General features: G+C 49.4%; 16 protein-coding genes. 9 read left to right on the top strand and 7 right to left on the bottom strand.

Annotated features, from left to right (window positions below; genetic code table 11):
• Nucleotides 1-292 precede the first annotated feature (292 nt).
• The 3 genes from A3193_RS07480 to pabB all read left to right on the top strand — a co-directional run bounded on the left by A3193_RS07480 (nt 293) and on the right by pabB (nt 3,539).
• Nucleotides 293-1,216: a LysR substrate-binding domain-containing protein gene (locus A3193_RS07480; protein WP_069005502.1), complete on the top strand. Its 924-nt coding sequence runs from the start codon at nt 293-295 to the stop codon at nt 1,214-1,216.
• A gap of 488 nt (nt 1,217-1,704) precedes the next feature.
• Nucleotides 1,705-2,151 (top strand): hypothetical protein, encoded by a 447-nt coding sequence (locus tag A3193_RS07485; protein ID WP_139117004.1) that lies wholly within the window; start codon nt 1,705-1,707, stop codon nt 2,149-2,151.
• Nucleotides 2,148-3,539 (top strand): aminodeoxychorismate synthase component I, encoded by a 1,392-nt coding sequence (gene pabB, locus A3193_RS07490; RefSeq protein WP_069014436.1) that lies wholly within the window; start codon nt 2,148-2,150, stop codon nt 3,537-3,539. Before A3193_RS07485 ends, pabB begins: the two co-directional genes overlap by 4 nt.
• A 261-nt stretch (nt 3,540-3,800) precedes the next feature.
• Here the strand turns inward: pabB and A3193_RS07500 are convergent, their stop codons facing one another.
• Nucleotides 3,801-5,897 (bottom strand): TonB-dependent receptor family protein, encoded by a 2,097-nt coding sequence (locus A3193_RS07500; protein ID WP_069014437.1) that lies wholly within the window; start codon nt 5,895-5,897, stop codon nt 3,801-3,803.
• Nucleotides 5,898-6,256: 359 nt separating this feature from the next.
• Between A3193_RS07500 and A3193_RS07505 the strand changes: the two genes are divergently transcribed.
• The 3 genes from A3193_RS07505 (at nt 6,257) to A3193_RS07515 (ending at nt 10,011) form a co-directional block, all read left to right on the top strand.
• On the top strand, nt 6,257-7,588 hold the full coding sequence (locus tag A3193_RS07505; protein ID WP_069005497.1) for a response regulator: 1,332 nt from the start codon (nt 6,257-6,259) through the stop codon (nt 7,586-7,588).
• A gap of 316 nt (nt 7,589-7,904) precedes the next feature.
• Nucleotides 7,905-9,215, top strand: a complete 1,311-nt coding sequence (locus tag A3193_RS07510) for an NAD(P)/FAD-dependent oxidoreductase (protein ID WP_083218606.1) — start codon at nt 7,905-7,907, stop codon at nt 9,213-9,215.
• A gap of 232 nt (nt 9,216-9,447) precedes the next feature.
• Nucleotides 9,448-10,011 (top strand): HNH endonuclease, encoded by a 564-nt coding sequence (locus A3193_RS07515; RefSeq protein WP_069005496.1) that lies wholly within the window; start codon nt 9,448-9,450, stop codon nt 10,009-10,011.
• On the opposite strand, the gene msrB is transcribed toward A3193_RS07515, so the two are convergent.
• Nucleotides 10,008-10,454 carry a peptide-methionine (R)-S-oxide reductase MsrB gene (msrB, locus tag A3193_RS07520; protein WP_069005495.1) on the bottom strand — a complete coding sequence of 149 codons (447 nt, stop codon included), beginning with the start codon at nt 10,452-10,454 and terminating at the stop codon, nt 10,008-10,010. The genes A3193_RS07515 and msrB overlap by 4 nt on opposite strands.
• 554 nt (nt 10,455-11,008) lie before the next feature.
• Between msrB and A3193_RS07525 the strand changes: the two genes are divergently transcribed.
• Nucleotides 11,009-11,194: a hypothetical protein gene (locus A3193_RS07525; protein WP_069005494.1), complete on the top strand. Its 186-nt coding sequence runs from the start codon at nt 11,009-11,011 to the stop codon at nt 11,192-11,194.
• Nucleotides 11,195-11,422: 228 nt separating this feature from the next.
• On the opposite strand, the gene A3193_RS07530 is transcribed toward A3193_RS07525, so the two are convergent.
• Genes A3193_RS07530 through A3193_RS07545 form a run of 4 tightly spaced genes read right to left on the bottom strand, consistent with a single transcriptional unit; the run spans nt 11,423 to nt 14,597 of the window.
• Nucleotides 11,423-11,950, bottom strand: a complete 528-nt coding sequence (locus tag A3193_RS07530; RefSeq protein ID WP_069005493.1) for a DUF3299 domain-containing protein — start codon at nt 11,948-11,950, stop codon at nt 11,423-11,425.
• 51 nt (nt 11,951-12,001) lie between these two features.
• On the bottom strand, nt 12,002-13,261 hold the full coding sequence (locus A3193_RS07535; protein WP_069014438.1) for an ABC transporter permease: 1,260 nt from the start codon (nt 13,259-13,261) through the stop codon (nt 12,002-12,004).
• Nucleotides 13,261-13,974, bottom strand: coding sequence for an ABC transporter ATP-binding protein (locus tag A3193_RS07540; RefSeq protein WP_069005491.1), 714 nt, complete (start codon nt 13,972-13,974; stop codon nt 13,261-13,263). Before A3193_RS07540 ends, A3193_RS07535 begins: the two co-directional genes overlap by 1 nt.
• Before the next feature lie 8 nt (nt 13,975-13,982).
• Nucleotides 13,983-14,597 carry a DUF2796 domain-containing protein gene (locus A3193_RS07545; protein ID WP_083218607.1) on the bottom strand — a complete coding sequence of 205 codons (615 nt, stop codon included), beginning with the start codon at nt 14,595-14,597 and terminating at the stop codon, nt 13,983-13,985.
• A 475-nt stretch (nt 14,598-15,072) separates the two neighbouring features.
• Here A3193_RS07545 and A3193_RS07550 point away from each other — a divergent pair, with 475 nt between their 5' ends.
• Entirely contained in the window at nt 15,073-16,155 is a 1,083-nt protein-coding gene (locus tag A3193_RS07550; protein ID WP_069005490.1) for an alpha/beta hydrolase, read from the top strand.
• A 155-nt stretch (nt 16,156-16,310) separates the two neighbouring features.
• On the opposite strand, the gene A3193_RS07555 is transcribed toward A3193_RS07550, so the two are convergent.
• Nucleotides 16,311-16,778 carry a hypothetical protein gene (locus A3193_RS07555; RefSeq protein ID WP_069005489.1) on the bottom strand — a complete coding sequence of 156 codons (468 nt, stop codon included), beginning with the start codon at nt 16,776-16,778 and terminating at the stop codon, nt 16,311-16,313.
• 861 nt (nt 16,779-17,639) lie between these two features.
• Here A3193_RS07555 and A3193_RS07560 point away from each other — a divergent pair.
• The gene (locus A3193_RS07560; protein ID WP_069014439.1) at nt 17,640-18,905 is read left to right on the top strand and encodes a sugar ABC transporter substrate-binding protein; all 1,266 of its coding nucleotides are present in this window, start codon (nt 17,640-17,642) and stop codon (nt 18,903-18,905) included.
• Nucleotides 18,906-18,934: the final 29 nt, after the last annotated feature.

The following is an 18,934-nucleotide window of genomic DNA, read 5'->3' on the forward strand; positions in this document are numbered from 1 at the left end:
CTACCTCAGTGCCATACCGATGAAATGACATCAAGCGGTAATCAGCTTGTGCCATCGGTCCCGATCAATGGGCGCAGACTATTAACACGATTACCGTAAAATGATCTGTAATTTGGTGTTGTTGTCAAGGTGGATAACAATTTATTCATCGCACCAGCCAATCCATTGACTCTGGTGGCTGGAGTAATTCCGAAAGCCATGGTTGGTGGATGGGGAAACCGGATGGCAATATTGTGCAGCCGGTATTATCATGTAATAAAATATATTTCGATATATAATCATTATTTAAGATATGGAACTGAGACAATTAACTTCGCTGGTTGCCCTCGAAGAGTCGGGGTTTAACGTCACTCTGGCGGCCAAACACCTGTTCCTGGTGCAGTCGGCGGTCTCTCAACATCTCGCACAGCTGGAGCAGGAGTTGGGTACCCAGCTGTTCATGCGCAAAGGCAAACGCTTGATTGGGCTCACTGCAGCAGGCGAGGAGGTTCTCAATTATGCTCGCCAGGCGCTAGCCATTCGTGAAAATATTCTGGATGTCGGACGGGAGCATGTGGAAGAGGGTAGTGGTTTGTTGCGCATCGGTACCACCCATACTCAGGCCTGTTATGTACTTCCAGCTGTCATCCGTGCATTTCGTAAGCAATTCCCGCAGGTCAATCTGCAGATCAATCAGGGGACACCACAACAGCTGGTTGAGCTGGTAGTCACTGACCGGGTCGACTTTTCAATCTGTACAGAAGAGCTGGGGGAAAACTCCACCCTCACAGCGATTCCCTGTTATCGCTGGAATCGGAGTCTGATCGCCTTGAAGGGTCATCCGGTGTTGTCTGAAAGGCCCCTCTCCCTGGAACGTATCTGTAACTACCCTCTGATTACCTATACATTCGGTTTTACCGGCGCCAATCATATGCAGACCACCTTTGCCCGGGCAGGACTGCAACCCAACGTAGTGCTGACTGCGGCCGATACCGATGTGATCAAGACATACGTTCGTGAGGGTATGGGCATTGGGCTGATCGCCAGCATGGCATATTTGCCGGAACTCGATCCTGATCTGGAGACAAGAGATTTGAGCCATATGCTGCCTTGGGAGACAACCTGGGTTGCCTATCACAAAGATAAATATCTGCGTCGCTATCAGAAACGATTCATCGATCTGTTGGAGCAGATGATTCTAGATAATGGAGCGGCAAAACTCGAAGAAGAAAACTGAAATTGTTTGGTGGAAGAAATGCTGAAAGCATCCGCTGTTGATGTGTATCTGAAGTTTGCTGGTGCGGCATGATGGCATCCTTGGCTGGGAGCTGAGTGGTGCAGATACCAAAGCGACGCCTATCAGTGATCCGGCCAGGTAGATAGTGTCATGCAGATCGCTTACCCTTTTTAGTGAGCCCTGGAACATCTCAAGACGAACATTGACAAAGTGATTGTAGAGATAGGTTGTGTCAGTGGCTTGAAGCACATGGCAACCATGACCGGAGAGTTGATTAATCTGTTTTCTGACCGGATGACGGAGTGTTGATCGTCGTGGGCAGTGCTTCAACCAACCTGATACCATCTATCGACAGTCAGGTATTGCTTGAGGAAGGATCCCATTACCATCGGCTGGTGGAGTAGACATTGGTCTATACAGGCATCGTACGTATGCCACAGATGGCAATTGCAGCAAAAGTCCCATTTGCAGGGGAGTGGGTAGATTTAATGGCCCAGTATTACACAACAACAGCAGATATCTATCGCATCTTTGGTGAACTACCGGTGGGCACCGGTTTGTTGGCCACTGCCGACAATGGTGAAAAGAGTATCGATGGTTTTGAATGGCCTCTGGTAAGGATGCTGGAACTGGATACCGATGCCAACAATAGGGACAGATGGAAGCGATTTATTGAGTATCTTGCTGAACAGCAGCTACGCCTGATTCAATATCGCTGTGAACGGCTGCTTGCTAAGCCCTTACTCTCCAGCAATGCGCCCCTGGTTAGAGCGGGTTTAAGGCGATTTCTTACCAAGCGGATCGGTCGTCGATTGAGCCACCCTCACGTAGGTATCGAGTCTCTGTTCGCCAGTGGTGAAAGCATTGCCTTCAAGGAAGCTGAGTGCGCCCCAGCAGTAGCGATGGCCAGCCTCGCTCTGGAGGGATCGAAATGAACTTTGAGGTAATCACCTTTCCCTATCAGCAGAATAGCGCGGCGTTATTCGAAGCCATCGCTCATCTGCCCTGGGCCGCTTTTCTCGATAGCTGTCATCCCTACACAGAACAGGGGCGTTACGACATACTCTCAGCCGACCCCCAGACTGTGCTGATCACCCGGGGCGAACACACCCGGATTGTACCGAGCGGTGGTTCGATGCGCCTCTCGACAGAGGATCCCTTTCAGTTGCTGAGCGATTCACTGGGGCCAATCCAGCAGAGTGTGGAGGATCTGCCTTTTTGCGGTGGAGCGATCGGCTACTTCGGTTATGACCTGGCACGCCGTCTGGAAAGCCTGCCGTCGTTGGCAGAAGATGTGGAACAGCTACCGCAAATGGCGGTTGGTATCTATGACTGGTCACTGGTTGTGGATCACCAGCAACAGTGCAGCTGGCTGGTTGGACAAAACCCCGCCAGACTGGAAAGGTTTCGGCGTATGTTGCTCAGTGTGGCAGAAAATAGCTCAAAACCGGCAAATCTCTCCCCATACCGGGTAGTGGGCAGTATTTGCTCTAATATGAACCGGGAAGAATATCTGGCATCCCTGGCCAGAATCAAAAAATACATTCAGGATGGTGACTGCTATCAGGTTAATTTCGCCCAGCGCTTTTCAGTTACCGCAAAGGGCGATACCTGGCAGGCATACAAAGGACTCAGGCAGCTCAATGCCGCCCCCTTTGCGGCCTATCTGAGTACCCCGGATTGCCAGATAATGAGTTCATCTCCGGAGCGTTTTCTGGAACTTCGCAACGGCCTGGTTGAGACCAAACCGATCAAGGGAACAGCTCCGAGGGGAGAGGATTCCATCGAGGATATGATGCTGGCTGAGATGTTGAAAAACAGCAGCAAGGATCAGGCAGAGAATCTGATGATCGTCGATCTGTTGCGCAACGACCTGGGCAAGGTCTGTGCCACCGGCACTGTTACCGTACCGGAGCTGTTCAAATTGGAGAGCTTCGCCCGGGTACACCATCTTGTGAGCAAGGTGTGTGGTGAGCTGGCAGCCGGTGAAAATGCCCTCTCTTTACTGCGTGCCTGCTTTCCCGGTGGCTCGATAACCGGTGCGCCAAAGTTGCGTGCCATGGAGATTATCGAAGAGCTGGAACCCCACAGACGGGGCATCTACTGCGGCTCCATTGGTTATGTCAGTTTTGATGGGGATATGGATACCAATATTGCCATCAGGACCATGGTTCATGCCCAGGGTATTACCAGACTCTGGGCGGGCGGCGGGATAGTCGCTGACTCCGATCCCGAAGCGGAGTATCGGGAGACCTATCATAAAGCATCCGCTCTGTTCGATCTGCTACAGCGTATGGAACAGATGAATTCCGAATGTGGGTAGTCAAGTTCGTAGGCATTCTGTTCGATGCGGACAATCTGGGAAACTGGTTGACACTTTTGGATTTTTTGGTGGTTGCAAATGAGTATCCTGAGCTGCATATGATCGTGTATAGCTGGTTGGAAGAGCAGGCTTGCAATGGCCGCCCCTGTAAAGTGTTGGGCTGGTATCCCGTTTCAGGATGTGCGTTCCACGCGCTGTTCAGTATATGACTGGGATCTGCATGGGATGATCGTTAAATAGGCCCAGATTCAGGGAAGTTTTTTACCAATTCATCGTTTTGCTGGCAGTGGCTTGGCTACCGAAATCATAACGAAGTGTCAAACCCGCATAGATATTCCTGTCTGGCGCCGGTTCGAAGTATCGTCCACCGAATGTGTTGATGCGCACATTACCGTTGTATTGTTTATCAAACAGGTTGTTCACGCCGATGAACGGGGAGAGTTCCCATGGACCGAAGAAGCGGCTGTAACCCACTCTAAGATCAGCCAGGGCATAGCCATCATTGGTGACCGTGTTGGCATTGTCTGCATAGATCTCATCCACATAGAGGGCAGTCAATTGGCTGTAAATACCATTCGGGTGGGTATAGGAGAAATCAGCACTGAACAGATTTTCCGGCACGCCAGGTATTACATTGCCACTGAAATCATTGCCGTTGTCATCGATGAATTTCTCAAATTCAAAGTTTGAATAGGTGTAGGCGAGGGTGGTGATCAGAGTGTTAAAAAGTTCAAAGACAACTTGGGCCTCGAGCCCATTGCGACTGGATTCGCCTGCATTTTCATAGTAGGTGATATCATCGATTTCGAACGGGACCAGTTCGTCTGTGACATCCATGGCGAAGAGTGCCAGATCATATCTGATCCTGTCATCCAATGCCCCTTTAACCCCGATTTCATAGCCAGTGGCAACCTGCGGTTCCAGGTCCTGATTGAAACCGGCACCGTCAGGATCTCGCAGCTCCACTGCGGCGGGAGACTCAAATGAGCGGGATAGGTTGGCGTATAGGTTGATATCCTCTCTTGGGGTGTAACGAAATCCCAGAGTTGGGCTGAACTTGCTGAAGCTGCGGTCACCGGAATCGTCTCCATTGCTGAGAAAATCATCCTCCAGTTCGAAGTCGAGATGGTCGTAGCGGCCACCAAGTGTCAGTTCCATGGTCTCATTGATGCTGTATTCATTTTGCAGATAGAGTCCGATATTGTCGACCTGCTCATCCTGATCCTGGATTTTGGTACCAAGATTCTCACCGGCAAGCAGGTAGCGTTTTCTGTCGTCCTCCTGCCTGTCCATATCGATACCGATGGTGAATCGATTGCCATGAGTGTTAATCGGGGCCTTGTGGGTGTACTGGACACCACCGCCATAGGCGAAACGATCCAGTACGATACCGTGGCCTGTTGCTCCGATTGGCAGACGATTGGCGAGGTCACGCCACACATAGTAGTTGCGTACTCTGAGTTCACCTTGTTCGCCGAGTGGGTTTTCAAAGACGAAGCCTACCCTTGTCTGTTCCAGTTCCTCTCCTGAATCGAGGGATTTGTTCCTTGTCCAGGCTGCCGTTGGATCATCCTCGACCAGTTGTTCAGTTAAACCACCCGGGTCATCCGCTTGTGGAGAATCTGTGTAGTTGATTACTGTATTAAAGCGACCGCCTCCATCCAGATCGAAGCTGAACTTGCTGTTTAACGCACTCTGTTCTGTTGCGCTTTGATCCCGATAGCCGTCATAACTCATGTCAGACAGATTAACCAGATAATCAAAAGATTCAGTTTGCCCGCCAAACTTGATCTGGTGCTTTTGAAAACCATCTTCACCAAAGGTCGGGCGTACAGAGATAAACGGAATTTCTGGGGGCTCTTCCGAACCGATTAAAATAGCCCCTCCGGATGCATTTCCATAGAGCGCAGAGACCGGTCCGCGAATAACCTGCATGTTGCCGATTGAACCGATATCGATACTGTCAACATTAGCCTGTCCGTCCGGCAGTGTTTCCGGAATGCCGTCAACAATTATCTTGATACCCCGGATACCAAATGCGGAACGGGCTCCGAACCCACGGATCGAAATCCGAAGGTCTTGTGCAAAGTTATAACGGTTCTGCATGAAAATACCCGGGATATGAATCAACGACTCATCCAGGCCCAGTTGCGGTTCTGAAAACTGGATTGTCTGCTGCTGCACGATACCGACAGCAGCAGGTACTTTTTCTAGAGGTTTCTCCACCCGGGTTGCGGTAACAGAAATCTCATTGAGGATTGATGTCTGCGCTGTTACCTCTGCCGATGAATATGTACTGAGTTGTACCATAACTGTTGCAGTAACAAGAGAGATGAGTTGACGGGGTAGCGGTAACATACTTCACTCCGGATGAGAAAACTGCATATCCTCAATAAGAGACAGTAGATTGGATTGGGTTGATCGCCATGTAAGACCGTAATCAGGCAGCACCCAAGCCTGTTCCTGGCCATTTTTTGTCTTTTTTCACCTCGTATGACATTCAACTGAATTAAAGACCAGTTAACTTTTATACTAAGTTATTAATAGTAAAAAGATTGTTGGACATTATTTCATCATGGGCCCATTTCTGAATAATATACTATTTTCCCTGAACCAATCTGGTTTCAATCTGAGCCATAAGATCATATACAATACACCAAAAGGGAATCCAAAATGGACATCGCTATGATTAAAGCTAAAGGACCGTTCAGAGACGAATGATCAATAAAATCATGTTGGTCGATGGTTCTAACGCGTCGCGGGAGGTGCTCATCCGACGCTTACAGGTTGCTATGCCTGAAATTCATATCTCAAGCTGCGCAACGGCAAACGAGACTCTGGCCCGCATCGCAGAGGAGCGCTTTTCACTGATCACCACCGCACTGCTGCTACCTGATATGGATGGGCTGGATCTGTGTCGGAAAATACGCAGCAGTAAAAGACATCGCTACACCCCCGTGATTGTGGTCTCATCCGATGCTGATCAACGCTTGCTGCATGAAGGTTACAATGCCGGTGTCACCGACTATTTTGATAAAGCCCATGGCTATATGGCATTTGGTCAATTCATCAAATCGTTTCTGGCACGCAACGCTGACCTCTTTGGCCGTATCCTCTATCTGGAAGATAGTAAAACAGCCATTGCCTCAACACGACAGATGCTGGAAGCACATGGTATGGAAGTGGTTCATGCCAGCTCTGTGGAAGAGGCGTTGAATCTGCTGGAAAAATCCCGTCAAGCTAATGAAAGGAGTTTTGATCTGGTCATTACAGATTTTCACTTGCAGGGTCAAATGACCGGTGGGGATCTGCTCTACTCAATCCGAGTCCGGCAACACTACTCACAACAGGAACTACCCGTGTTGGTGACCACCGGCAATGAAGATATTAAGACCCAGGTGGCGGTGTTTAATGCAGGTGCCAATGATTTCGTGAATAAGCCTCTGGTGGAAGAGGTGGTAATGGCCCGGGTGCGTGCCTTGTTATTGGTTAAATTTCAATATGACACCTTACGCCGGCAGGCAGCAAATCTTGAACAAATGGCCACGACAGATGCCCTGACCTCAACTCATAATCGGCTCTATCTGGTAGAAGCAGGTGAAACATTTCTCACAGAGCGGAATGATGGATGGGTGATTATCATCGATCTTGATCATTTCAAAATGATTAATGACACGGAAGGACACCTGGTTGGCGATCAGGTATTGATTGCGATGGGAAAGTTGTTGAATCAATTATTTCAGGATGGATTGCCGGTCCGCTTCGGCGGAGAGGAATTTGTTGTTCTGGCTCATGGTGAAGCGATACCCTCTCGCTGTGAAGCGATGCGCAAAGCGGTTGAGGCACTCAAGCCAGGTGGTGTTGAGGTTACTGTGAGTATTGGTCTGGTTGCAGTCGAAGCCCAACCTGGAAAAGACCTGAACAGCTTACTCGGTCTGGCTGACAATGCCCTCTATGCAGCCAAGGATGCGGGTAGAAACAGAGTTTTCATCTACGACGCGAATGCCAATGCTGTACCTTACACTTCTGTCAAAGAAACCACGGATTGAACTTGGACTCGGTTTCCTAACCTGAGTCTAACTTGATACATCGGATCGATTGGAAATCTATTGAAAAGAGCACCCGGTCTGATACATACACCTTGTACATATGTACGGTAATGTGACAGCTAAGTTATTGTTGGACTTAACGAAATTGGCGCACTATCCTAGCTCTATCATCACAGATGGATGATGATCAGCAGATCGTTTTGAGATGTCAGAAACCTCAGCTAATACGAGTCTGAATTGAAATCGGAAATGGAATTTGTCTGCTTCCTGACTCTCAGTCAATCTGTTTAAGCACATAGTCAACTTGGAGCCACTGATGTCGGAATCACCGAAAATCGTTGTTGTTGGCGGCGGCGCTGCCGGTCTCGAGCTCGCAACCCATCTTGGCAGACGTTTAGGCAAGCATGACAAGGCACAGGTAACCCTGATCGATGCCACCCGAACCCATGTATGGAAACCGTTACTCCATCAAGTGGCTGCCGGTACATTCGATCCGGCACAACATGCACTTGGTTATCTGGCACATGCCCGTTGGAACCACTATCGATTCCGTCTTGGCATCATGCAGGATCTGGATCGGGTAAAGCGTGAGATTGTTCTGGCGCCACTGCACAACGAGCAGGGAGAGGAGCTGATTCCAAGTCGCAATTTCTCCTATGACTACCTGGTTTTTGCCGTTGGCAGTGTGAGTAACGATTTTGGTATTCCCGGTGTTCAGGAGCACTGCTTGATGCTAGATACAAAATCTCAAGCAAGCCATTTTCAACAGCAGTTACTGGAAGCTCTGATCAAGGCCAATACCCAAAAAGAAGCGTTAAAGGATGGCCAGTTGGATGTGGCCATTGTGGGAGCCGGTGCGACCGGTGTTGAACTGGCAGCTCAGCTCCATCAGGTGACCCGGCAGATCGCCCAATACGGATTTGAGACCATTCAGCCGGACCGCCATATCCATCTGCATATCCTGGATGCCGGGCCAAGAATACTGCCGGCTCTACCGGAAAAGCTCTCAAGTCAGGTACAACAAGAGCTCGAGAGTCTGGGTATTCAGGTGCATGTCTCGCAAATGGTCACCAAAGTCACCGCGGATGCGGTTCACACCGACTCCGGTCTGGTGATTCCCGCCGCGATCAAGGTATGGGCTGCAGGTATCAAAGGCCCAGATTTTCTTGCTCAGCTCGATCTCACCGTCAACCATATCAATCAGCTTAAGGTTCACGGTGATCTGACCCTTGAAGATGATGAGCGTATCTATGCGATCGGAGACTGTGCCGCCTGCGTAATGAATGAGCAGGGGGATCTGGTACCACCCAGGGCCCAGGCTGCGCATCAACAGGCCTCATTTGTCGCCAAAGCGCTGGTCAAAAGGATAAAGGGACAGAGCTTTGACAAGCGATACATCTACCATGACTACGGCTCACTGGTAACGCTGGGTCGATACAGCACCGTCGGCAGTCTGATGGGAGCCATTACCGGCAGTGTACGGGTAAGTGGCTGGATCGCCAGATGGGTCTATTTGTCTTTGTACAAAATGCATCAGTTGACCTTGTTCGGCTGGTGGAGAACCGGATTGACCACACTGGCCAGGATGCTTAGACGCAGTATCGATCCTGCAATAAAACTGCATTAAACGGGAAAAAAGAGAAACAGGTTGTCAATTATGAGCCTATTGAGTGTCTAATGGAGAGGATTTACCGCAATTGCCTGAGTAAAAACCGTAAAACAATTGAGATTGCATTGAAATATTCCGTGCATTTTGCGGTTTTTTAGCACTTAATTCGAACCCAGTCCGCCATTTATCTACAAACTCTCTGGATTGTTGTGATAGATTATTCGTGCAACTGAATGGAGGGGCCCTCACGATGCAGACCGTCATGCCCATTCTGGCGCTGGACCAGGCTGGCAATCCAAGTCGCTGGCTTAACCAGGAAAAGGCAATACACCTGATTGCAACCGATCGGGTATTGGCTCCTTTGGGCCAGCAAACCCGTGTTGTCCGAGGCGGCATCAATGCATTGACCGGTCTGCAGTCCTGCATCGAGGTCTCATCCATTCTGCTTACCCGTTCAAAGGTGCAACCCCACCTCTGGTCCGAATCCTATCAGCCACCTTTGACCAATCGGGCCCTGTTTGCCCGGGATGGTCATCTCTGTCTCTACTGCGGCAAGCAGTTTCGAAACAGTGAACTGACACGAGATCATGTGATACCGAAAAGTCGGGGAGGCACAGATGCCTGGTCCAATGTGGTCAGCTGCTGTTATCGCTGTAATCATCTGAAGGGGGCCAGAACACCAGGCGAGTGGGGGGTTGAGCTGCTGGCAATACCCTATGCTCCCTGCTATGCAGAGCACCTCATGTTACGTGGAAAGAACATTCTGGCCGATCAGGCCGAATTCCTGTTGGCAAGGGTCCGGCGGGTTTCCTAGTCCTGGATTTTCTTCAGTGACAGGGCATTGATGCAGTAGCGTAATCCGGTCGGTGGAGGCCCATCGGGAAAGACGTGCCCCAAATGGGCGTCGCAGGTATTGCAGAGCGTCTCAACCCGCTGCATGCCATGGGAGTTATCCGCATGATAGGCAATGGCATTGATCTGTGCGGGCTGTGTGAAAGAGGGCCAGCCTGTACCGGAATCAAACTTCTGCTGTGCGTCAAACAACAGCGTATCACAGCAGGCACAAGCGTAACGACCGGGTTCAAACAGGCCGCACATCTCTGAACTGAACGGTCTCTCCGTACCTTTCTGGCGGGTAACGTGAAAGGCCTCTGGAGAGAGTATCTCGCGCCATTCTGTGTCGCTTTTGACAACCTTGCGATCCGCAGCCGGGTTGCCCTGATTGGCGAATTCCAGGATTTTTTGCCAGGTTAACATTTTATCCTCATAACTCCGGAGTGTTTCAGAAACCGTTCATAACCAGCTTGCTTGGGAAGCAGCAGTGAAACCAACCACACACTTTGATTGCAATCTTGGATATAGTTCAACTTGCTTCTTGTATATCCAAAACAACTACTTAATATCTATACAAAACTTATTGTTAGGGTCGCTCTGTCCATTGCAGGTGTTGTTGATTGATCAGTTTCACGGTCATGTTTGGGATTACTCGATAAAGTATATTCAAGAATTTGGTTTTACCAATCTAAATTTCGTGTCTCTCCCTGCAAGTTGTTCGAGGGTCTGCTTTACATACTGGTCAGCACCTATCTTGGTTTCATTGGCTCTTTGCTGGATCACAGGCGTTATACAATTTCTGGGATAACCTGACGTAGTTCTAGATTGACGTAGCGATACTGTGCTCTTAGTGAAAAGTGTTAATATCGGCCTTTGACACAGAACATATGACTGCATTCTATTTCGTTTCAAATCCAGTGCTGATGCCATAATTATCACCGCAGGATGTCTGTTGGCAAAAACAGATGGGAGGGACGATGTGTGATCAGAATATGCGCGGTGAGATTTGCCTTGAGCTGCTTGTCTGTATCCCGCTCAGATTGATCGTCATCTATCAGATCCAACTGATATTGAATCCCTGCAACATCGAACTGTCCAATCATGGCAACAATTCAGGTCGATTCCTTGAGGGAGAGAAATCAGCCGGGCCGCTGTTCTCCTGAAAACGGATCCCGTTTTGAGGGCAATGGCATCGGCCTCTGTTACCGAAGCTTTGCAGATTGAGCTGCTCACATTCTGAGGGATTACCCACCGCGGGTATCACGAGGGGTTGTTTGCTGAACTTGTTATAGTCCGCCGGTGTGTGTAGATGGCAGGTTATCTCCTTGGCCTGAAGGGGACTGCAGAAAAGCACGCTGCACAGGCTTGCACCTGTAAGCAGACGAGCCTGGTTACTCATCGTATGGCGCGACTTCTTCTGCCTGCAGTTGATAGCCGGCGGTGGCGAGATCACTGTTGAAGGACTTGGCGCTGAGGACTCCGGTAACCCAGACGGTATCGAAAGCCTGGCGGATCTTTGCATCCCGCTTTGGCACCTTTACATAGACGGTCTGATTGGCGGGTGGAGGCGGTACATGAATACAGGCGCCATAGTAGGGTACCAGGAGAAATTCACTCAGCTTCTTCCCGTCTCCTTCAATCGGCACCACAAAACCCGGTATCCTGACCCGTTTTCCATCCAGACTCTCCACTACTGGCGCCACCTTCCAGGCCGCCTCAAGTTCATCCATGATTTTCTGCGCTCTGGGGTCATTATCATCAAGCTCACTGATATCGCCGAACTGGTTCATGATTTTGTCAGGACGATAGTCCTCCGGGATCATCGCATCCCACTCCAGCTCTTGGGCTGTTTCTGCCTGTATGGAGCCTGCGGAGAGCTGAAATGCTACAAAAACCAGTATCGCAAGCCAGTGTTTCATCTGTTGACCTCAAGTGTACTTTTTGTAGGTGATCAAATAGTTAACTACACATCAGATACGCATGCTCATACCGTCTGAGAGAGAGTAGCGATAAGCACGATAGCCGGGTATTAGGCCAATGATCAAACTGGAAGTTCCAACCAGGCCCAGGATAATCCACTCCCGCAGTGAGGGGAAGCCGATCGGCAGGTGTAGGCCATAGCGACTTTCGATAACAGGCTGGCCGAGCACCAGGCCGGTATAGAGCAGCAGCAAGCCAAGCGCGATCCCCAGCAGGCTTAGTAATAGGCTTTCGCCGGTGACCAGTAGCAGGATGTGTCCCGGACGGGCCCCCACCGATCGCAGTATCGCCATCTCCCGGCGCCGTTCATTGAGACCCGCCAGCATCACAGTGAGCATCCCGATCAGGCCCACAAACACCACCAGGACCGTGACGACCAGTAACGCATTCTCTGCCACTCCCATCATGTCCCAGAGCTGCTGCAGCGCCACCCCAGGGAGAATCGCCAACAGAGGTTCCTTACGATAATCGTTGATCGCCCGTTGAACCCGGAAGGTGGCGATTTTACTCTTCAATCCTACCAGAAAGGCGGTGATCGCCTTCGGTGTCAGATTCTTTTCCAGTGCCTCCTCAGCACTGATCTGCAGTCCGGCAACCTGTCTGCCGGCTATCCAGTCTTTATGGATCGCCTCAATACCTTCCAGTGGAACGTGGACGGTACGATCGACCGGTGTGCCGGTGGGTTGGAGTATACCCACCACCTCGAACGGTTTGTCATCATGCAGTGTGAAACTGGTCTTGCCGGCGCCATGGGCGATGATGATCTTCTCACCGACTTGATAGCCGAGCTTGCGGGCCACCTCCTGTCCCAAAACAGCTTCATAGACCTGTTTGAAAGGCTGGCCCTGGTTGAAGGTCAGGCTGTTTTTGTTGCCATATTTGTAATATCGGAAATAGTCCTGATTGGTGCCCATCACCCGATAGCCCTTGTGTGAATCCCCAAGAGAGATGGGGATGGTCCACTTCACCAGGTCGTGTTCGGCAAACTTTTTATAGCTCTTCCAGGAGATGTTGTTAGTGGCGTCACCGATACGGAATATCGAGTAGAGCAACAGGTTGATCGAGCCACTGCGGGCGCCAACCACCAGATCCGTGCCTGAAATGGTGTGCGCAAAACTGTTGCGTGATTCCACCCGTAAGCGCTCGACAGTCAGTAGCAGTGAGACACTCAGGGCGATGCTGATCAGGATCAGCCCCGCCGTATATCGGCGATTGAAGAGGCTTTTCAAGGCAAGGGAGAGGATCGCCATCACAGCCCCTCCCGATCGGCCTGGTTGAGCTCATCCAGCGCGATATGGCGCTCGAACAGGGATGCAAGCTGACGGTCGTGGCTGACAAACAGCAGGGTCGACCCGGACTCGTCACACTCCTGGAACAACAACCTTAGAAAAGCCTGCCGCATATCGCTGTCGAGGGCGGAGGTGGGTTCATCAGCGATGATGATCTCGGGTGCGCCGATCAAGGCCCGGGCCGTGGCGACCCGTTGCTGCTGTCCAACACTGAGTTCCGTCACCGGGCGATGGATGAGACTCTCGTGGGCCATATCCAGGTGTGTCAGCAGACGCATCGCTTCAGCGTGAAGATCGCCACTCGATTCGGTAGCCTTCTGTTTGCGTAGCTGTGAGAAACGGCAGGGCAGGGTGACATTCTCCAACACGGACAGGTAGGGGATGAGATTGAACAGCTGGAAGACAAATCCGATGTGATCGGAGCGGAAATGGTCCCGCCTGGCGCCGCTGAGACGGTTGATCGTCTCACCGAGGACCGTTACCTCACCACGGGTTGGTAGATTGACCCCGGCGAGCAGTGCCAACAGGGTGCTCTTGCCGCTACCACTGGCGCCTCCAATGAAGATTCGTTCGCCACGGGGTACTTCAAGATCCGCTATGTGCAATACCTCAGGCAGGTTCTTACGCCAACCAAAACGAAGGTCTTTTAACAGTATGGCAGCGGTTTGTGGCATCAAATATCTCAGAATTCCAGGGTATTGTTTCCGGGTGTTAAGTCTATCTTCTGCTGCCCCTTTTTAGAAATACTCTGTACCTCAAGCTGTTCTGTACCTGGAAAGCGTTTAAAGAGGTCAAATTCAATCTTTTCCAGCCGTGAGGGTTGCTCACATCGAAAACTGTAGTGCGCAGTGAAATCACTATGACTCTCTTCTTCGTGCTTGTGTTCGTGATCATGATCATGGTCATGTCCGTCATGTTCGGACAGTGGGGACTCCACTTCAATTGACACAGGATTGCATTGGGCGGCAGAGGAGAGGGTGAATATCAGATTAGGCTGATTCAGAGTATCCATAGCGGCCTCCACCGCATTGACCTGTTTCTCGGATTTCGGTTGATGCTCAAAACCGACAATATTCATTGCAGGAGACTGAAACTCGAGCTCAAGGGTGGAGCCGTCCAGGGCAATTAACAACTGCGCTTCTCCATGGACATGGGCTTCATGCTGCTCATGGTGGGAATCATCCCCATGGGTATGGGCTTCATGTTCTCCGTGGTGTGAATCTGCCGCATGGAGTTGGCTGGAGGCGGCAAAAAGTGAGCAGGAAAGAAGGATGAGTCCCTGGTTGGTCTTGGTCATGGCGATATGATCTCCTGATAAATCAATTTAAAATGTTATAACATAACATTATCAAAAAGTAATGAGACGAGCACACTTTTCAAAAATTGACCTGCTGAAACAGGCAAATGGGGAAAACCCCTTTGTGGAAATGGCCGTTCATCATTCTTAGATTGAAGTCGAACCGACCAACCTTGTCACGTCTAGCATACTTGAGATCAACGAATAGTTCCCTCATTAAGCTACAAGATTCGTCGTTATGAAACAAAAATTAAATACTTTCAATGACACTATTTGTGGCCGATAAAATAGAGGGCAGGGTGGTCATACCCGACTGTATTATGATGAGACAAAGTCAGTCCTAAAGCGTGTAGTTGATAAGAGTGCGCTTACATCAAGTTAGTGATTTTTTACCAATAGACAGATTTTTAAACAGCTATACTAGGTACACAGATTACTAGGATAAAATAACAACGAATTTGAAGAGGATATCAGGATGTTTGTCGTGACCAATCGTGAAGTGATTCAGAATGCAAACGGCCTCGATCAGTTTGGTAAAAGGCCGAACGCAAAAGGACCCAATGAGCTACGTCTGGCTGAAGTTAAAAAGCGGGGAACGGGGTGGTCTGTTAACTATCTGGATGACGAGCTTAAGAAAACTGAAGTTGAAAAGCTAAAAAAAGAGTTCCGGTTAACGGTCGATCCGCAACAGCCACACTACGCCAGTCTAAGAGTTGCCTGTGAGCTTACCCGTAGAGCGCGTAAAAATCGTCGTCATATCCTTTTCTTTATCCATGGTTACAACAATGACCTGGAAGATGTGATAGAGACTGCAAGCTATCTGGAAAAGCACTATGGTGTAGAAGTATTCACATTCTCCTGGCCAGCTAACGGCGGTGGTGTTTCCGGTGTCTTGAACTATAGATCAGACAAGCGTGATGCACGTGCTTCTGCCGGTGCCTTGGATCGGGTTCTGGCGATCAGTTTTCGCTATTTCAAGTTGCTTACAGAAGCGAGAAGGCTGGAACTCTACGAGATGGCCAAGAACAAGCACCCGGATAATGCCGCGCAATGTGAGGACCTCTATGTTCGTCTGCTGGAAAAAGAGTGTCCATTCACCGTCAATGCCATGTTTCACAGTATGGGTAACTACCTACTCAAGCAGGTGATTAAAAGTACAAGCAACGAAGGCAATCACCTGCTTTTTGACAATGTCATTCTCTGCCAGGCGGATGCCAACAACCTTGAACATGACCAATGGGTTGATCAGATCCGATTTCGGAACCGTCTCTATGTCACCATCAATGAGAACGACTACGCCTTGCGTGCCTCACGAGCAAAGGCAGGATCAGAACAGTTGGCCCGGCTTGGTCACTATGTGCGCAATCTGTCGAGTCGAGATGCCCATTACATCAATTTTACCGATGCATCCTGGGTCAGATTCTCGCATGCACCATTTGCCAAGCCGGCTGAGAAAAATGAGAAAGTCCAGGAGTTCTTCGCGAGTGCTTTCAGTGGTGGTTCACCCGAAAGTGGTTTGCGCTACTATCCGGAAGGTAACTTTTTTTCAGTTGGGTAACTATTAAAACTGAAGAAAATGACAGAATCCCATGACAAAGACGTACTAACTGATATGGCAGGGCGTATCTACGTGAAATCCACATGCCTTAACAAAGGTAAGCGTGGTGGATTCTACGTAGCAGACGATAAAAAAGGGCTATTTTAGGATTGAATCTAGAATGACGGTTCTACATCAGGATCAGCACCTGAAAGAACATTATCGATCTGAATCATGGCGTTCATCTTTAATATGATCTCTTCCAGTGCACTCAGACCTTCAATTGTTTCATAGGTTTGGTCTTTGATCGAGAAACTGATGGAGATATTCAGTTTTTGTTCTTTTTCATCGAAAACAGGCTCAATATCCACATTCCCACCAGAGGCTGCAAATGCATCCAGTGTGGATTTGAGATGCTTGGTTGGCTTCATCTTCTGGAACTCATTATAGAGGTCAGCAAACTCAAAGTCGGTTATGTCATATTTACCTTTTAATTCACTGTACTGAGAATCAGAGAGACTGGCATTAACCTCGTGGCTGTTATCGACATATTTCTTGCCTAACTCTTTCTCCATATTTTCCAGATAGAATTTGGCCATTTCAACAACAAGTTCATCGTGCTGTTCTACAAGTAAGTTAGTCATGCTAGATCACATATCCATAAAAGTTGGAATTTGGAAAAGGCGATATTTTACCGATGTTTCAACTGATCACAAAATAATTTCACTATCCTTTCATGGTCTGATTAGAGCAAGCTGGGTATTACGGTCAAAGCGTAGACCTAATCGGTGGCGGTATCTTCATGAATCTAGCCGGGTTTAAGAGACAAAGAATTGGCGCGTATTTTATGAACCAGTTTGTCTTGTGGGCAAGGTAATTGCTTGATGCTGCAGTAAAACCATCACATTACTGGCAAGTGAAGTAAACCCCGATGAGGCTCGGAATGGACGTATTTGGCTCTATTAACAGTTCGGCATAGAATTCAACTACGAGGTTTCACCAGGGCTGCTCTGGGGTGTCATAACCTATAGTGGTTGACGAACTTAGCACCGTATCTTCTTGGGAGGCAACATATAAAAAATATTCACACAATGCGTTTGCCTATGAGATTCTTGATCAAATAGATACCCTTGAACACAAGCTATTGTGTCTGAAACAGGATCAAGATGGGAGGGGTAATCACACCTTCCAGATCACCTGGTGGACATCTGCGTAGTCTGTTCTCTAATCAATCTACTATTCTTGAGAGACGATATAGCAATGACGGGCTCACAAATTGCCGATCTCATCCACGATTTATTGTCTCTGTTTTTAACTCCGCTATGACCTCGTTTTAAGGCGCTCCAGCCGACTGTCCAGACTCCTCCAGGATCGGGTTAGGGTGAAATCCCTGAAATGCGATGACCATAAATGAATATATCATGCATTCATGAAACGATTGCCAACGTCTGATACCCTGAGGTTGCACAACTCATTAACAGTGATAAAAATGGACTATTGAGGCTATGTGGAAATATCTTTTGATCGGCTCATTGGCGCTAATCATAAGCTGCAGTGATCAGCAGTCTGACCTGACTGTACTCATGGTCTGGGCACATGCAGGTCAGGCAGTTGAAAGAAAGGTGCTTGAACAACAAGTAAAACGTTTTAATAGCTTACAGACAGAGATACAAGTCCAGCTTACATTTATCCCTGAGCAGTCCTACAATGCTCAGGTGCAAGCAGCTGCAGTAGCTGGCGAACTGCCTGATATGCTTGAATTTGACGGTCCCTTTCTCTACAACTATGTCTGGCAAGGTCACTTGGAACCTTTGGATAAGTTGCTAAGCGCGAAGTTGCAGGAAGAACTTCTGCCGTCAATTCAAAAGCAGGGCCATTATCTTGGCAAATTTTACGCTGTTGGCACTTTTGATTCCGGACTAGGACTATATGCAAGGCGCAGTGCACTCAAGGATACCGGTGTGCAAATTCCATCCGGGCCTGATAATGCCTGGACAGACGACGAATTTGCTACTGTGCTGGCAGCACTCGCCTCTCGTGATCCTGACGGTAGGGTATTGGACCTGAAGCTCAACTATTCAGGCGAATGGTTTACCTATGCTTTCTCCCCATTGCTGCAATCAGCCGGGGGAGATCTTATCGATCGCAACGACTATCAATCTGCAGAGGGGATTCTGAATAGTCCTCAATCGGTAAGGGCCATGAAAGCTCTGCAGAACTGGTTTACCCGTGGCTACATAGATAGCAATGTGGATGATGCTGCCTTTGTCAGCGGCCGTGTTGCACTTTCGTGGGCCGGACACTGGGAATACTCTCGCTATGCAGAGGCGCTGGGTAGCGATCTTGCCCTTTTACCGCTGCCTGACCTTGGCAAGGGTTCGCGCACAGGCCAGGGTTCTTGGGTATGGGGTATCACAAAGCACAGCAAAAACCCTCAGGCAGTCGTACGATTGCTCGAGTTTCTGCTCCAGCCAAACGAGGTCCTCGTGATGGCTGCAGCCAATGGGGCAGTACCGGCCACTCGCACGGCCATCGCTCGCTCGCCATTGTATGGCGACAAAGGGCCGCTGCAACTGTTTGCCCGGCAGTTGCAAGGGGGATTCTCCGTACCACGTCCACAAACGCCTGCTTATCCAGTCATTACATCGGCTTTTCAGCAGGCTTTCATCGATATACGAAACGGTGGTGACATACAAAACGCGATGGATAAGGCGGCGACTGAGATCGATCAGGACATTCGTGATAACAAAGGTTATCCTCAGGTGGATTGAACAGAGGTCGCCAACCAGATCGTGCCGAT

The organism is Candidatus Thiodiazotropha endoloripes (genome assembly GCF_001708965.1).
Classification (GTDB): domain Bacteria; phylum Pseudomonadota; class Gammaproteobacteria; order Chromatiales; family Chromatiaceae; genus Thiodiazotropha; species Thiodiazotropha endoloripes.

Coding starts and splice junctions, on each gene's coding strand:
- A3193_RS07480 (WP_069005502.1), top strand. CDS start 293: ATGGAACTGAGACAATTAACTTCGCTGGTTGCCCTCGAAGAGTCGGGG.
- A3193_RS07560 (WP_069014439.1), top strand. CDS start 17,640: ATGTGGAAATATCTTTTGATCGGCTCATTGGCGCTAATCATAAGCTGC.
- A3193_RS07550 (WP_069005490.1), top strand. CDS start 15,073: ATGTTTGTCGTGACCAATCGTGAAGTGATTCAGAATGCAAACGGCCTC.
- A3193_RS07515 (WP_069005496.1), top strand. CDS start 9,448: ATGCAGACCGTCATGCCCATTCTGGCGCTGGACCAGGCTGGCAATCCA.
- A3193_RS07555 (WP_069005489.1), bottom strand. CDS start 16,778: ATGACTAACTTACTTGTAGAACAGCACGATGAACTTGTTGTTGAAATG.
- A3193_RS07540 (WP_069005491.1), bottom strand. CDS start 13,974: ATGCCACAAACCGCTGCCATACTGTTAAAAGACCTTCGTTTTGGTTGG.
- A3193_RS07485 (WP_139117004.1), top strand. CDS start 1,705: ATGGCCCAGTATTACACAACAACAGCAGATATCTATCGCATCTTTGGT.
- A3193_RS07530 (WP_069005493.1), bottom strand. CDS start 11,950: ATGAAACACTGGCTTGCGATACTGGTTTTTGTAGCATTTCAGCTCTCC.
- A3193_RS07505 (WP_069005497.1), top strand. CDS start 6,257: ATGATCAATAAAATCATGTTGGTCGATGGTTCTAACGCGTCGCGGGAG.
- A3193_RS07525 (WP_069005494.1), top strand. CDS start 11,009: ATGTGTGATCAGAATATGCGCGGTGAGATTTGCCTTGAGCTGCTTGTC.
- pabB (WP_069014436.1), top strand. CDS start 2,148: ATGAACTTTGAGGTAATCACCTTTCCCTATCAGCAGAATAGCGCGGCG.
- A3193_RS07535 (WP_069014438.1), bottom strand. CDS start 13,261: ATGGCGATCCTCTCCCTTGCCTTGAAAAGCCTCTTCAATCGCCGATAT.
- A3193_RS07500 (WP_069014437.1), bottom strand. CDS start 5,897: ATGTTACCGCTACCCCGTCAACTCATCTCTCTTGTTACTGCAACAGTT.
- A3193_RS07545 (WP_083218607.1), bottom strand. CDS start 14,597: ATGACCAAGACCAACCAGGGACTCATCCTTCTTTCCTGCTCACTTTTT.
- msrB (WP_069005495.1), bottom strand. CDS start 10,454: ATGTTAACCTGGCAAAAAATCCTGGAATTCGCCAATCAGGGCAACCCG.
- A3193_RS07510 (WP_083218606.1), top strand. CDS start 7,905: ATGTCGGAATCACCGAAAATCGTTGTTGTTGGCGGCGGCGCTGCCGGT.